The following is a 14481-nucleotide window of genomic DNA, read 5'->3' on the forward strand; positions in this document are numbered from 1 at the left end:
ATTAATGAGCTTTCTTATAGTATTTAGGAAGCTCATTTTTTTTTAATCTTTCTTTAAAGAAAAGGACAAGATCTTTTGAAACAAATCACTTCGTTTATATGGCTTAGTAATAATCCCATTCATCCCTGATTGATGAATCTTTGTAATCACCCTTTCTAAATCAACGGCTGTTAATGCCATAATAGTAACATCTTTATTAAACTCTCTTATTTTTTGAGTCGTTTCAAATCCATCCTGTTCTGGCATATGAATATCCATAAAAATCACATCGTAGTCATTTTTTTGTGTTAATAGTGTAGCATCAAAACCATTATCGACTGTTGTACATATCGCTCCTGCACTTTCTAAAGTTTTTTTTGTAATCATTAGATTAATCGTATTATCATCTACGACCAACATGTTATAACCATCTAGTACGTTAGCATAATCTTTATCATTTACCATTGGTATCTTTGTATTCTTTAGGTTTCGTTCCATTTCAATCTCAAAAGAAAACGAAGTCCCCTTACCTTCTTCAGATTCTACAACTATAGAAGATTTATACAAATCTTCTATAAACCTTTTTACGATATACAACCCTAACCCAGAGCCTCCTTTGTGTTTATCTATATGATGTATCCCCTTAAATCCGTCAAACACATCTGATATCAATTCTTTTTTAATTCCAATCCCATCATCTTTTACTGTAAAACGAAGTCTAGTCATATTTTCGAAACTTGCAATTTGTACAAGTTCTATCCAGATATTTCCGTCTGTAGTAAATTTAATGGCATTAGAAATAAGGTTGATAAAAATCTGAGAAAGCTTTAAACGGTCATCCAGAACATTTGTTTCTACATCATCTGCTATATTGACATGTAATTTTGTATTACTCTTACGTAATTGATATGAAAACGAATTACAAATATTCATTAGCATTTCATCTAAGGAAAAAGCATCTTTATTTAACCTCACATTTCCCAGGCGAAATTTAGAATATTCTAAAGCATTATTTACCAATCCTGATAAATGATTATTCGAAAATTTTAATGTACTTAAAAATTCTTTCCTTTGTTTTTGATTCTTTGTATTTTCTATGATTTCTACCAATCCTTGTATCGTATAAATGGGCGTTCTTAATTCATGGCTCATTATAGAAAAAAATTGATTGCGTTCTTCATCAACAGTTAATAACTCGGCATTTTTACCTTTCAACTCTTCATTAATTCTATGCTTATGATTGTTAGACCTGTATACATAGACACTAAAAATAATTGCTAACAACAACAAAAACCCTGTCAAAAAACTGATCTGAAAATAACTTTTTTGAATCTGAATATTTTTCTCATTGATAACAGAAAGTTGTTCGATATCTTTTTTATTCTTGGCTATTTCATAAATAAAAATATCAGCGTTAGAAGCACGTCTTTTCAGTTTTTTAATATAAGATTCCTGATATTTATTTGATAACGCCTGGTAATAAGATACCGAGTCCATGTTTTTATCATACTCATAAAAATAGCGTGCTTTGTATTGTTGTATCAACCTTAAATACTCATCCCGTTCTCTTTGTACAAAAAAGAGAGAATCTCTTTCTGTTTCATTTAGCAACCGATACGATTTCTGATAATCTACACCCTTTTCCATTAATGCCATTGCGAAATATATCTTTAGCTCGTTTCTTACAACATCATTAATGACATGTATACTTTCCTTTGACATCTTTGTAAAATCATAATCATCAAGATCGGATAGTACCTTTCTGGAAATGGAAATCACCTGCTTAAAGTTACTTCTATTCATTTCGCTTATGATATAATCAAGGTGATGGAAAAATATAATACCATTGTCACTCTCCTCATTATAATCAAGATACTTCTGATATAGACTATCTAACTCTTTATACCTATTTGTTTCTCTAAACAATCTTAATATAAATACTTTGATCTTTGATTCATAAGAATTACCTGGTATCCTTTTTGAAATTTCCTTAGCTTTAAATATGTAATTTGCTGCTGCATTCGGTTTTCCCGAAGTCATAAAAATCAGTCCGTAGTTATAATTATAGGACAACAAAAACTCATCATCAGGTTCTGATTTCTTATGATTAAAAATTGTATCTAAAAAAATTCTGGCCTCGACAATGCTATCATTCCTTATCAAACGATAAATAGTATTGTCAATTTCTAAAGTTGATTTTTCAATCTTTTCTTTTTTTTGAGCAACACTACAAATACTCCAAAAAATTAACAGAATAACTACATTTATTTTAAAAATTTTCACACACATACCCCATATTATCAAAAAAACCACTACAACAATATAAAACAATATCTTCTTATTTCTATATTATTTTACGGTTTTCCAGTACAAAAACAACATTTTTTTTATCATTCACCCTCAAGAGTTTACGCTATTCTGTTACTTTTAAGGGTATTACCATTGCTGAAGAGTAAAAAAAATCATAAAAAAAAGCCTGAATAAATATTCAGGCAATCTATTGATACAATTACTAAGTACGGTATTCTAATTACTTCATATTAGCAATTATTTAATGATTTGCATAGATAATGGATATGAAGGTTCTTCTCCATTATTTGCTTTTATAGCATTAATGATAGGAAATATAAAACATAATAGTGCAATAAGAGCTAACCCTAATAATCCCAGTCCAAATAATAATATTAAAGGAACACATACGATTGCATAAATAAACATACTTATCTGAAAATTCATAATTGATTTTCCATGCTCATCCATAGCCGAAACTCTTTCTCTCTGGGTTAACCATAATATTAAGGGTACTATAAATCCTCCAAATCCTGTGATAAGGTCTAATAATTGTGATAAATGGGTAATAACTAGTAATGATCTGTCCTGTTTCATGATTTATACGTTTTTGGTTGATGATTGATGAAATTGCTAAAAATATTAGCATTTTGTACTTATATGACGATAAAAATAGCAATTTGTTACAGTATATGTACAAAATATGTATTGTACCTATTACTAAAATAAAGAGGTTTTCATGAAGAAAAACCTAGATATTAGCAGTTTAAAATCTTGTGTCTATATTTTTTTCTTTTAAAATAGCGTAATTTATTACTATTTTAGAAAACTTTTAATTCACCTAAAATTTTATCTCAATGCGATTATTTATATTGATATTCATAATATCTTTCTTCCAATCTTATGGTCAACTTATTATTGAAGAAGTTGCTCCACCAAAGGAAAAGGGAAAAGAAATTAAAAGCATTACAATTAATCTTATAGCATCAAAAAAAATACCCACAGATATTAATCAATATCAAATAATAAGAGTTAGTGGGTATGAGCATTTAAGTGATGTTGATTTTAAACTTCTTCTACATGATTCTCTTGAGAGCTTAACTATTTTGGGGTTTGGAGTTAAAGCTACAACGAACTCTCTTCCTCCTGCTATAGGTCAAGCTACTAACCTTAAACGGTTAAAAATCAGAGGTAGAAAATTTAAAAAAATACCTAAAGAAATTGAAAATCTTAAAAAGCTAGAATCGTTACATATCGATAGTTCTCGTTTCCTTGAAACTCTACCTAAAGAAATTTGTCAATTAAAAAGTTTAAAATCTTTGTATGTAGGTTCTTTTGCTTTAAAAAGTATTCCTGAGGAAATCGGAAATTTATCAAATCTGGAATCACTTATACTAGATCCTGTTTCGCTAACAAATGATTTAATAGCCTTACCAGAAAGTATCAAGAACTTAAAAAAACTTAAAAAACTCAAAGTTTACTCTGGTGAATTGAATTCGATTCCTGAAGGATTATCTGAATTAACAGCTCTTGTTGATTTAAATTTATATGGTAAATTCAGTAAGCTTCCCACTAATTTATCTAATTTGACAAACCTTAAAACCCTCCGTATTCGCAGTCCACAATTGATAGGTGTATTTCCCGGAATAGATAAACTCAAAAAGCTAAAAAAACTTGATTTTTCCTTATCGGGTATGAAAAATAACCAATTGGACATTTCTGGTATGTCGAACTTGTCATCTATACTTATTTATCTTTACACAGATGAATCCATTAGTTTTAAAGCTAATACATCTGAAAAACTTACTAAACTATTTATCTCTGGCAATAAGTTAAAATCTATAGAAGGTTTAGATAACTTGGCAAATATCACTCATTTATCTATAGAGTACACTAGCATAAAAGATGTTCCTGCTTCAATATTTAAACTTAAAAACCTGAAATATCTCAGGATTTCCAACTCTCAAATTAAAGTATTTCCTAAAAATCTGGAGAACAATAAAGAGTTAAAAGAAATTGACCTTAATACTAACAAAATTTCTGGTAAAATCCCTTTGACTCTTTTAAAATTACCAAATTTAAAAACAGTTATAATTAATCGTGGAAATGAAGAAATATCTAATCTGAAAGAAATAAAGGAAAAGGCAAAGTTTAAGATTTATTAAAAAATTATGTAGAAACTTAAGTTCAATAAGTTTTATAACCATCATAGCCAGTTCTATTTTTTTCACAATAATTTGCTTAAATATAGCATTAACAATGTATATGATTGAAAAAATGGAAATTTGTTACAATAACACATTAACACCATATATTTTAACTAAAAAAACACCTCGACACAAAGCCGAGGTGTTTACTAATTACTAAATTTAATGTCTTCTATGTAAGATGTTAATTCACGATTAGTTTCTTGGTAGCAGATTCCCCGGTACTACTATCAAATTTAATTAGATAAATCCCTCTACCCAATGATAGGTTTCGGGCCGAAATTGTATTGATACCTGGTTGTATACTTATTCGAGCTTTTTTACTCCCCAGAATCGTATAAATGGTTGCAGTTACATTTCCTTTTATATATTGACTTAAATGTAATGAAAAAACATCTTTTGCAGGGTTTGGCCTGATACTTAATCCTGCAAGATCACCTTCATTCTCATCTCCAAGAATTGGTGAAACTGATTCTAACTGAGCTATTAAACTTTCTGAAGTTGCTGATCGCCCACAAGAACCTTCGTATATTTTCACATTACTAAAAATAGAGGTATTACCACTACCTGCATCATTATCATTTATAAAAACCAGTCTATCCATACTACCAGTATAGAAATTCCCTACCGGAATGACATACTTTTTTGTACCGCTAGAATAATCATCAAAGTTAGTTACTCCATAATTTTGAGTACCATGAACTTTAAAATACCTGGTAGAGGTTAGTGTATTATCATTTTCAAAACCAACTCCGTGAATTTCTCCTTCAGAAGTACTGCTAAAATCAAATTCTATTACTGTATTAGCAGTTACTGTATAATTCATGGCAATATATTTCCATGTATTATTTTGTAAAGAAAGTGCAGCTCCCCCGTTTTGGATTGAGGAATTACCTGCAGTATCCTGATTAGAGAATGCTGTGATTGTAAAATCATTAAAATCTAAAGCTGTACACACAGGAGGTGTTACCGTACCATTAGATATATTTAGAGCATCGATAGTAATATCTCCTTGCCAACTGCTTCCTGTCACAACATTTAACCTTAACTGCACACTTGCATTACCGGCATATGTAGAGAGGTCTATATCGGCCGCATTCCAATCTGTTCCCTGTGCTCCTGTTTTGGTAAACACACTTGACCAGCTTCCTGTATTATTTGTTCTGGCTTCTACAGTTAATGTTCCCACTGCACTACCTATCATATGGTATTGAAAACTTAGTTTAGGAGTTGTAAGGCTTGTAAAATTTAAACAAGGTGAATTTAAGATCGCTCTTTTAGAAGGGAATCCTGTTCCGTTTCCAGATGCTTCTACATATATATATGAACTACCATCTACAGCGCTACTTGGTCCGGTACCACTAGAAGGGGTACCATTAGAATTTACGGTCCAGTCTAAATCATCTCCACCGACTTGTTTCCAAGCTCCTATATTACCTTCAAAACTTTCACTATAAGGGAAAGAAGTAATATCACCTGTACATTCATCGGTTGGTGGATTTCCATCAAGTCCCATAGCATCCCAAAAATCGGGTATGGTTGCTCTTTCTCCAAAGTTAGAGCCTCCAGACCCCGAGCATCCACCATAGGCATGAACCCCAACTGCATTTCCTGTTGCAGCATCTATTATCGGACTTCCAGAATTTCCTCCTGTCGTATCTGTTCTATACCTCACAAACGTATTATCAACAGATGATAAAGGTCCTGTATGCGTTTGCTGAGTTTGATTATCAATACCAGTATCTGTACCAAATCCTGTTATGGTTATATTATTTCCAGGAGCACTTTGCACTACATTAAATGATTTACCCTGTGCCTGTATAGGTGTTTGACCTGTTTGCGAATTAGCACTTGCAGTAAATACAGCCCAATCAGTCTCGGGTCTCCCCCTTACAAAGTTAGTTACAAAATTACCTATTGGGTACTGATCTTCTGGTCCAGGATGTACAATGGTACGATCCGGATTAGATTTAGGTACATTAAATTCTATAAGTTCCGCTCTGGTTCCTACGCAATGCCCGGCAGTAACTAATTTACCATTAGTAATAATCCAACCCGTACAACCGATAGGTACTATTCGTCCGATCGCATTATCGGTAGAATCAACTCTATCATCAGTCGAGCCACATTGGGATTTTGATCCCGGATCATTTTCACCAACCCCTACTTCATGAATAGTAAAACCAATAGCCGCTTCTCCTGGTGCTACGGTTAGCTTTAGTGTTATTTTATCGCCATTAAAATAAGCTGTGCTATTCTTCCACTCTTTAATGGTCTTTGATGTTAATGTTTGGGTAGCTCCGTCTAATGCAGATGTAATGGTTAGTGTACTCTTATTTCCAAGGTTTACATCTTTAAGAAATAAACGCAACCATATAGCTCCTTTTTCTGATATGGTTTCTGTAACAATTTGTGAACTATTTTTACTTTGATTGCCATCAGGTTTTATCTCCATATTATACTTTGTATAATGTCGTGGCAGCTCATCCTGTGCAAAATTGATATAGGGTATCAACATAAAAATGATGCATAGCAGCATACATATTCGATGTATAGGATACCTGTAAATGTGAATTGAGTTTGTGTTGTTTGAGTTCATAAGAATAAGATTAAAAAAATTATTAGATTAGACATTAAATTTAGTTAGTACAAAAACTCTTGCAGCACCTTTAATTGCTACAAAATTGTATTCCACTAACTGGTCATCCAATTTTTAATTAATCAAAAACCAGCGGTTTTTTCCTATTCTTTTTTTCCGAAGGAAATAAGTTGGTTAATACTGAAGTATTTCTTCTTCTTCCTGCTACAAGATAGAAAAGAAAATCAACTCCTCAAAAAAGTTTGGCAATCAAAATTTAAAATACATGTATTAATACCTATTTTTGCTTTTTATAGATAAAATATATGATCGCACAAGATACCATAGTAGCATTAGCAACCCCCTCAGGAGCGGGGGCTATAGCGGTCATTCGCGTCTCTGGAAAAGAAGCTATTACGATCTGTTCCCCTTTATTTAGATCTGTGAGCGGAAAAGAGTTAAGTGCTCAAAAAAGTCATACTATACACCTGGGACATATTGTTGATGAACATAGAATGCTTGATGAAGTTTTGATCTCTATTTTTAAAGGCTCTAATTCGTATACCGGAGAACCCACTATAGAGATTTCTTGTCACGGCTCTGTATATATCCAACAAGAAATTATTCAATTATTACTACGGAAAGGATGTAGAATGGCTAATGCCGGAGAGTTTACACTACGTGCATTTATTAATGGAAAACTAGATCTTTCTCAAGCCGAAGCTGTAGCTGATCTTATTGCGTCTGATTCTGAGGCTTCTCATCAAATCGCAATGCAACAAATGCGAGGTGGTTTTTCTAATGAGATTCAAAAACTGAGAGATGAACTCCTTAATTTTGCTTCCTTAATAGAATTAGAGTTAGATTTTGCCGAAGAAGATGTAGAATTTGCAGATCGCACGCAGTTTAAAGATCTAATTGCCAGAATTACAAACGTATTAAAACGTCTTATTGATTCTTTTGCAGTGGGTAATGTTATCAAAAACGGGATTCCTGTAGCTATTGTCGGGGAGCCTAATGTTGGAAAATCTACGTTGCTTAATGCATTACTAAACGAAGAAAGAGCTATCGTGTCTGATATTGCAGGAACGACTCGTGATACTATAGAAGATGAAATTAATATTGGTGGAATCGGTTTTAGATTTATAGACACTGCCGGGATACGAGAAACCAAAGATGTAGTAGAAAGTATCGGTATCCAAAAGACATTTGAAAAAATTGAACAAGCACAGGTAGTTATTTATTTAGTTGATAGTTCTCTACTAACTGTTGATCGCATTCAAGAATTAAAAACAGAAATAGGAAAGATAAAAAACAAGTACCCGCAAAAACCACTAATTATTGTTGCTAATAAAGTAGACAAACTTGATGATGGCCAAATTTCAACTCTGACATCCGAAATTGAAAATATCCATCTGCTTTCTGCAAAACAAAATACTGGTGTTGAAACATTGCAAGCTAAACTTCTTGAGTTTGTAAACACTGGTGCTTTACGCAATAATGAGACTATTGTTACCAACTCTCGTCACTATGATGCTTTATTAAAAGCTTTAGAAGAAATACAAAAAGTACAATATGGATTAGATACCGGGCTTTCTGGAGATCTAATGGCTATAGATATTCGTCAGGCATTATATCATTTTGGAGAAATTACAGGAGAAATTACCAGTGATGATTTACTCGGAAATATCTTTGCTAATTTCTGTATCGGTAAATAGATTTTCTTTTGTCAGACTTTTATAAAATAAAGTAGAAATGGAATTCTTCCCGTTTGAACCTTCAGAAGCATTATAACTAAGTTGGGAAGGACTTTGCTTACTACAGATAATTAGCAAAAGGTAAAAAACAACAGTAAAATACAATTTTTGTAGCTTGATAATTTTATCTTTAAGGGTAGCTTTTGAAAAATATGATAGTCAAATTATTAATAGCAATCATAAGTGGTATTGGACTTGGAATAAGTTTGTTCTTTGGAATTTATTTACTTAGACTTAAAAAAGTCCAGAGCACAATATTAGGAATATTACTTATTGTGCTAACTTTAAGGATTACCAAATCTGTTTTTTACAATTATATAGAGCTTCCTGTTTTTATTAAGAATCTAGGCTTGGCAGCCAATTTAGCAGTAGGCCCTTTACTATATATCTACGGACGTTCACTCTTCATAAAAACAAAGATTCAATTGAAGTCAATACTATTTCATTTTATCCCTAGTTCTATTTATGTAATTTTTTGCAATAGTATCCCTAATGAAATTAATAGTATTTTTTGGAAATTGAGTTATAGTTTCATCTTAGTACATTCATTTTCTTATGTAATAGCAAGTTTGTTTATCTCTCAGAAACGACAAATTACGGTTAACAAAAAAGTGAGAGAATGGTATATTCTATTGGTTTTAGCTCTTTGTCTAGTATGGATAGTTTATGCTTTAATATTTATTAAGTTAATTCCTATCTATTCTGCTGGTGTAGTTGCATTCTCAATTCTAATGTTTATCATCCTGTTTTTAGCTTTTGACAGAAAAGGAATATTTAATAATAACTATAAAGAAAAATATCTTAATTCTAATATTACTGAAGAAGATGGTAAATTGCAGCTAAACCGGATAAGAAAATTAATAGAGGAAGAACATCTTTATTTAGATCCTAATTTAAAATTAGCATCTTTATCTTCCAGACTTAATTTATCTCCTAGAGATATTTCTATGGTAATAAATAAACACGCCAACAAGAATTTTTCAAGTTTTATCAATGAATATAGAATAAAAAAGGCAAAGGAGCTCTTAAGTACCAGTCATCCGGATCCAAAAATTTTAGCTATTGCTTTAGATTCAGGTTTCAACAGCCTTTCATCTTTTAATGTAGCATTCAAGTCATTTACAAAATCTACACCATCTGAATATCGATTAAAAAGTATTACCCGAATAGTTTCCTAATATTTAATATTAAATCTCTATTGGATTCATGAATTCGATAGACAGTATGCCTAATTTTTAGTTGATTTAGAAAAAACTTTAAAATTATGAATACAATAAATAGAAGACAATGGTTAAAAAACTCTTTGGTAACATCTGCAGGTTTAAGCCTATTTCCTTTAAATGCTTTTTCTGAAAATAATGGAGATTATTATAGAAAAGATCACAATAATAACAAAAGTGATATAAGAAGATTATTATACAATGAAAATCATCTTGGTCCGAGCAAAAGTGTAGAAAATACAATTAAGCAAGTTATATTTCGTAGTAATCGATACTCAACTTTTTATGAATATGATGCAAAAGCCTTAAAACAATTGATAGCAAAGCAAGAGGGCTTGAAGCCCGAGAATGTGCTACTGGGACATGGATCTTTTGAACCTTTAATCTGGGCAGCAACTCATTTTGGAAGTAAAGGGGAACAAATAATTGTTCCCAGCCCAACATTTGATGTAATTGGACTTTTTGCCAGAAAGATTGGAGCAAAAGTCACACCAGTTGAAGTAGATTCTGATTTTAAAATGAATTTGACAGAAATGGAATCCAGAATTAGTTCTAAAACCAGTCTTTTAACTCTCTGCAATCCTAATAACCCAACAGGGACTATCATAGAAACCGAAAGATTAAAATCGTTTTGCAGGCTTGTATCTGATAAGACTACCGTACTTGTTGATGAAGCATATATTCATTTTATGAATTCCTGGCGAAACAAATCAATGGCACCTCTCATTGCAGAAGGAAAAAATGTTCTTGTTACTCGTACTTTCTCTAAGATTTACGGTTTAGCGGGGTTACGAATTGGTTTTATGTTAGGGCCAGAATCGCTTATAGCAGAAATGGAAAAAAAATTCACTTTAGGGTTTCCTGGCAATATGCCTAATTCACTTAGCGTTGCATCTGCGATTACTTCGCTAAAAGATGATGTATTCCTGGAAACATCAAAGAATAACAATATCAAAATACGAAACACATTTTACAATGAGCTTGAAAAACTTGGCTTCAATTACATTCGCAGTGAAGCTAACTTCGTATATTTTGATGTAAAAAACTTTAAAGCCTACAAAGAGCTTATGTTGAAAAATAAAATTTTACTTGCCGGGGGTTGGCCAACGAAATCGAATTGGGCACGAGTAACTATGGGCTCTGAGGATGACATAAGTTTCTTATTTGATAAAATGAAAGGAAAGAAATGGTTATAGCCATTTCTTTCCTTTCTGATTTTGATTTTTTAGATAGTATCCAATATATCTGTTCTCCATATTTCTAATAATTCTAACCCAAATAACATCACATTATAAGCACGAAAATGTTTTGGGGACTCATAAAGTTAAATAGGTGTCGTATCATTCCTTTTCGATGAGAATATCTTAAATAAGTACCATGTATCTGATTAAAGGAAATCACGATGATTTATATTACTATTTTAGCTACTAATGACGTGGATTTGATCCTCCTTTTTTAATGAGCTACCTATTTACTAATCGTAAAATAGAATGTAGTGCCCTTTCCTATTTCGCTTTCTAACCAAATTTCTCCTTTTAACACTTTAACAACCTTTTTTACTATTGATAATCCGATACCAGTAGATTTATGGTTTTTGTGTAGGGATTGAAAGGTTTTAAAAATTTTACTAAAATACTTTTTATCAATACCAATTCCGTTATCGGCTATGGTAAATTGATGTTTATTTCCTAAGTCCGTATGATTAATTATTATAGTACCTGCTTTTTTATCGTTATACTTTATGGCATTAGTAATTAAATTTTGAAATACTTGTTTAATTTTTGTCTGGTCGGTATAAAGTGTTTCAGGCATCTTTCCTATTTTTATTGTCATATTCGAAGGAATGCTTATTACTTTAAGAATATTACTTAATAGTCTATCCATATTGATCATGCTTTTACTAACTACATTTTCTTCGATACTTGAGTATTTTAGCACATCATTTATAAGTTTTTCCATATGTTCTAACGACAATTCTATTTGTTGTATGTTTAGCAATGTCGTTTTATCCAATTTGTCAATATTATCTTCCTTTACCCACTCGATAAGAGTTGATATGTTTCTTAAAGGAGATTTTAAGTCATGCGAAACGATATGCGCATATTCTTCTAAATTTTTATTTTTACTTTTTAATTGATGGTTAAGTTGTTTATGTATTTTCTCGTTCTCAATTCTTTTCTCGAGTCTTACTGCATTATTTAATTGTTTTGCGATTACTCTAGAGATATTCATTAGCGTTAGCAAGTTGTCGTAGGTGTAATAGTTTTTCTCTTTATGCTCAGAATCAATAATGCCAATTACCTGCCCATTAAGCACAACAGGCACGGTTATTTCTGAGTAGTTAAACTCTATGTCTTGCATGTATCTTTCATCTTTAGAAGTATCATGAATCAGTTCTGGAATTCCTGTCTTAGCAACCGTTCCTACAATACCTGTTCCGATTGGGATGACGAGTTTATTGATGATTTTTTTATCATTTACTTTATCCCCAAAAGCTGCTAGTTGCTCCATTGATTTACCATCCTCTCTAATGAGGTACATCACACAATCTTCGCTTTTGAGATAGTTAACAATATTTACAACAACTTGCCACGCAATATCATAATAGTTAGTTTTACCTAAAATTGATTTTACTATACTGTTTATCACATAATCCTGCTCTATTTCACTTTCAGAATAGAGTTTATAACATAACGATTTCTTCCTTAGTATTTTATGTGTCTGTACTCGAATTTGCTCCTCATCAATGATTTCATCTTTAGCTTTTTTTATCATTCTAACCAGGGGTTTTAGGTTTTTAGTTGTTTCACAAAGTAATTGTTGATTGTGTAATCAACAGTTCATTAATTATTTCAAATTAATTTACTTTTTTGAACTTGGTTATTACTTTCGATAAAATCGATGTATGTGTAGTCGAATGGTAATTTAATATCGACTATTTAAAAAACGAAGTAGAGTTCAGTCATCGTTTCATAAATAGAAATACAGGATGTGGAAGGAGTTCGAAAAGGATTTTTCTAAAACTGAAAATAAAAGGAATACAAAATACTTTTTCTGGATTGATGCAGAGTTCGATAAAAGGCAAAAAAAATCGATACTTTAATTGCTTAAAGTATCGATTCTCTTTTAGATTAGTATGATCATTCTATCTATTTTACTGAAGTGCGTTGTATATATTAATCGGCAAAAAAAGATGTCTTTGCTCATTATTTTCACCATTAGATGCAGCAAATAAATCTCTAAAATATTTTACTGCACCAACAGAGTAGTTTATTTTTTCTATCCACTTATAGAAATCTTCTTCTTTTTGATCGGTGTTAACATATTCAAATACTGTCCCTTTTAGTTTCTCTAAACCATTATCTGTAAAGACAGGACGAGAAGGCAGTTTTTTAAATTCGCCTTCTTTAACACCGAGTAAGTTTTCGATCCATTGCAAATCTGTTTGATATTGCTTAATCAATTTATTCTCTAAAGAGTGATATAATTCATCTTCAAATACAATCCTAAGCGTACTTCTTTTACCGATCATATCCCCAGTCTTAAAAGTAAGACTATTATTAATCCCTAAATGAAATTGTCCATCATTGTTACTTTCTTCTAAAACTATCGTAAAAGGAATACCATTAAGACTTCTTACCTCAAACTCCTGATCACTAATAGGTTGAATAGAAACAAGCTCATTTTGTGCATTCACTTGCATAAAAAAGCAAGAAACCACTAGCATAAATAATATTTTCTTTACATTTTGAAGGTTTACTCTGTAGATCATAGCAATTTATTTTAGGTGTTCAAATTTATAATTTCATAAGCTGTTTTCAAAACTCTAACAATATTGATTTGTTATTATTTTAAAAATTGGCTTAATAGGGCTGCTATTTTTAACATTACATATATCATGCCACAGAATTTAAAGTGCTTTTCATAAAGAAATATAACTTCTGCATTTCCTTTTTACCTGCTTGTCTTCCCAAACGCCCCGCAAAGTAGAGTACAAACCAGGTGATAAGAAGGAAAAACATAGTGAGTATAGAAAATAAATACGATTTATCCAGGCGTATGTTAACATACATCCAGACCAGAGCACCTATAAATAATGTTACCACTACAAAATGTAGAAACATAAAAAGTGTCCATACTGTAGGATTGGGGCCAAAAAGTCCTTTAAGTTTTGGTTGATTATCATCAACTTCATAAATTTCGAGATGAAGTTGTGGTGACCAGAAGTGTTGTTCTTCTTTAGGAATACGAATAAAAACATGATGGTCTACCCGGCTTACTTTAAAATCCTGACAAGTCTTACCTGCTTTTTCAAAAGCTTCAAGTGCTTTTTCTGATGGCATATCTAAATCCTGAAAAAACCGGGGACGTAAAACAATATCATTTGAGACTTCCATAAATGCATTTAAGCACCAATGTTACTATATTTTTTAATTCTTATTACTGATTTT

Annotated in this window: 10 protein-coding genes; 4 read left to right on the plus strand and 6 right to left on the minus strand. The window is 31.5% G+C overall.

All coding sequences use genetic code 11. The annotated features are described in order from the left end of the window. Positions 1-42: 42 nt before the first annotated feature. Positions 43-2262 (minus strand): ATP-binding protein, encoded by a 2220-nt coding sequence (locus NNH57_RS06615; protein ID WP_159099345.1) that lies wholly within the window; start codon positions 2260-2262, stop codon positions 43-45. 264 nt (positions 2263-2526) lie between these two features. Then, positions 2527-2865 (minus strand): DUF4870 domain-containing protein, encoded by a 339-nt coding sequence (locus NNH57_RS06620; RefSeq protein WP_108809446.1) that lies wholly within the window; start codon positions 2863-2865, stop codon positions 2527-2529. Between the two features lie 260 nt (positions 2866-3125). Here NNH57_RS06620 and NNH57_RS06625 point away from each other — a divergent pair, with 260 nt between their 5' ends. Beyond that, positions 3126-4433 (plus strand): leucine-rich repeat domain-containing protein, encoded by a 1308-nt coding sequence (locus NNH57_RS06625; RefSeq protein ID WP_108809445.1) that lies wholly within the window; start codon positions 3126-3128, stop codon positions 4431-4433. Between the two features lie 226 nt (positions 4434-4659). Here NNH57_RS06625 and NNH57_RS06630 read toward each other — a convergent pair whose 3' ends face one another. Continuing rightward, positions 4660-6930 (minus strand): trypsin-like peptidase domain-containing protein, encoded by a 2271-nt coding sequence (locus NNH57_RS06630; protein WP_159099344.1) that lies wholly within the window; start codon positions 6928-6930, stop codon positions 4660-4662. 449 nt (positions 6931-7379) lie between these two features. On the opposite strand from NNH57_RS06630, the gene mnmE reads away from it, so the two are divergent. The 3 genes from mnmE (at position 7380) to NNH57_RS06645 (ending at position 11226) form a co-directional block, all read left to right on the plus strand. Then, a complete protein-coding gene (gene mnmE / locus NNH57_RS06635; RefSeq protein ID WP_108809443.1) occupies positions 7380-8771 on the plus strand; it encodes a tRNA uridine-5-carboxymethylaminomethyl(34) synthesis GTPase MnmE in 1392 nt (463 codons plus the stop codon). A gap of 191 nt (positions 8772-8962) precedes the next feature. After that, entirely contained in the window at positions 8963-9988 is a 1026-nt protein-coding gene (locus NNH57_RS06640; protein ID WP_108809442.1) for a helix-turn-helix domain-containing protein, read from the plus strand. An 86-nt stretch (positions 9989-10074) separates the two neighbouring features. Beyond that, entirely contained in the window at positions 10075-11226 is a 1152-nt protein-coding gene (locus NNH57_RS06645) for a pyridoxal phosphate-dependent aminotransferase (protein ID WP_108809441.1), read from the plus strand. A gap of 271 nt (positions 11227-11497) precedes the next feature. Here the strand turns inward: NNH57_RS06645 and NNH57_RS06650 are convergent, their stop codons facing one another. The 3 genes from NNH57_RS06650 to NNH57_RS06660 form a co-directional block, all read right to left on the minus strand. Next, a complete protein-coding gene (locus NNH57_RS06650; RefSeq protein WP_074409180.1) occupies positions 11498-12805 on the minus strand; it encodes a sensor histidine kinase in 1308 nt (435 codons plus the stop codon). Between the two features lie 379 nt (positions 12806-13184). Beyond that, on the minus strand, positions 13185-13802 hold the full coding sequence (locus NNH57_RS06655) for a hypothetical protein (protein ID WP_108809440.1): 618 nt from the start codon (positions 13800-13802) through the stop codon (positions 13185-13187). Positions 13803-13926: 124 nt separating this feature from the next. Beyond that, a complete protein-coding gene (locus NNH57_RS06660) occupies positions 13927-14427 on the minus strand; it encodes a GTP-binding protein (RefSeq protein ID WP_108809439.1) in 501 nt (166 codons plus the stop codon). Between the last annotated feature and the right edge of the window lie 54 nt (positions 14428-14481).

The organism is Aquimarina spinulae (genome assembly GCF_943373825.1).
GTDB classification, from domain to species: domain Bacteria; phylum Bacteroidota; class Bacteroidia; order Flavobacteriales; family Flavobacteriaceae; genus Aquimarina; species Aquimarina spinulae.

Excerpts from the sequence above, each read along its gene's own strand:
- NNH57_RS06640 (WP_108809442.1), top strand. The coding sequence starts at position 8,963 with ATGATAGTCAAATTATTAATAGCAATCATAAGTGGTATTGGACTTGGA.
- NNH57_RS06625 (WP_108809445.1), top strand. The coding sequence starts at position 3,126 with ATGCGATTATTTATATTGATATTCATAATATCTTTCTTCCAATCTTAT.
- NNH57_RS06650 (WP_074409180.1), bottom strand. The coding sequence starts at position 12,805 with ATGATAAAAAAAGCTAAAGATGAAATCATTGATGAGGAGCAAATTCGA.
- NNH57_RS06620 (WP_108809446.1), bottom strand. The coding sequence starts at position 2,865 with ATGAAACAGGACAGATCATTACTAGTTATTACCCATTTATCACAATTA.
- NNH57_RS06630 (WP_159099344.1), bottom strand. The coding sequence starts at position 6,930 with ATGGAGATAAAACCTGATGGCAATCAAAGTAAAAATAGTTCACAAATT.
- NNH57_RS06655 (WP_108809440.1), bottom strand. The coding sequence starts at position 13,802 with ATGATCTACAGAGTAAACCTTCAAAATGTAAAGAAAATATTATTTATG.
- NNH57_RS06660 (WP_108809439.1), bottom strand. The coding sequence starts at position 14,427 with ATGGAAGTCTCAAATGATATTGTTTTACGTCCCCGGTTTTTTCAGGAT.
- NNH57_RS06645 (WP_108809441.1), top strand. The coding sequence starts at position 10,075 with ATGAATACAATAAATAGAAGACAATGGTTAAAAAACTCTTTGGTAACA.
- mnmE (WP_108809443.1), top strand. The coding sequence starts at position 7,380 with ATGATCGCACAAGATACCATAGTAGCATTAGCAACCCCCTCAGGAGCG.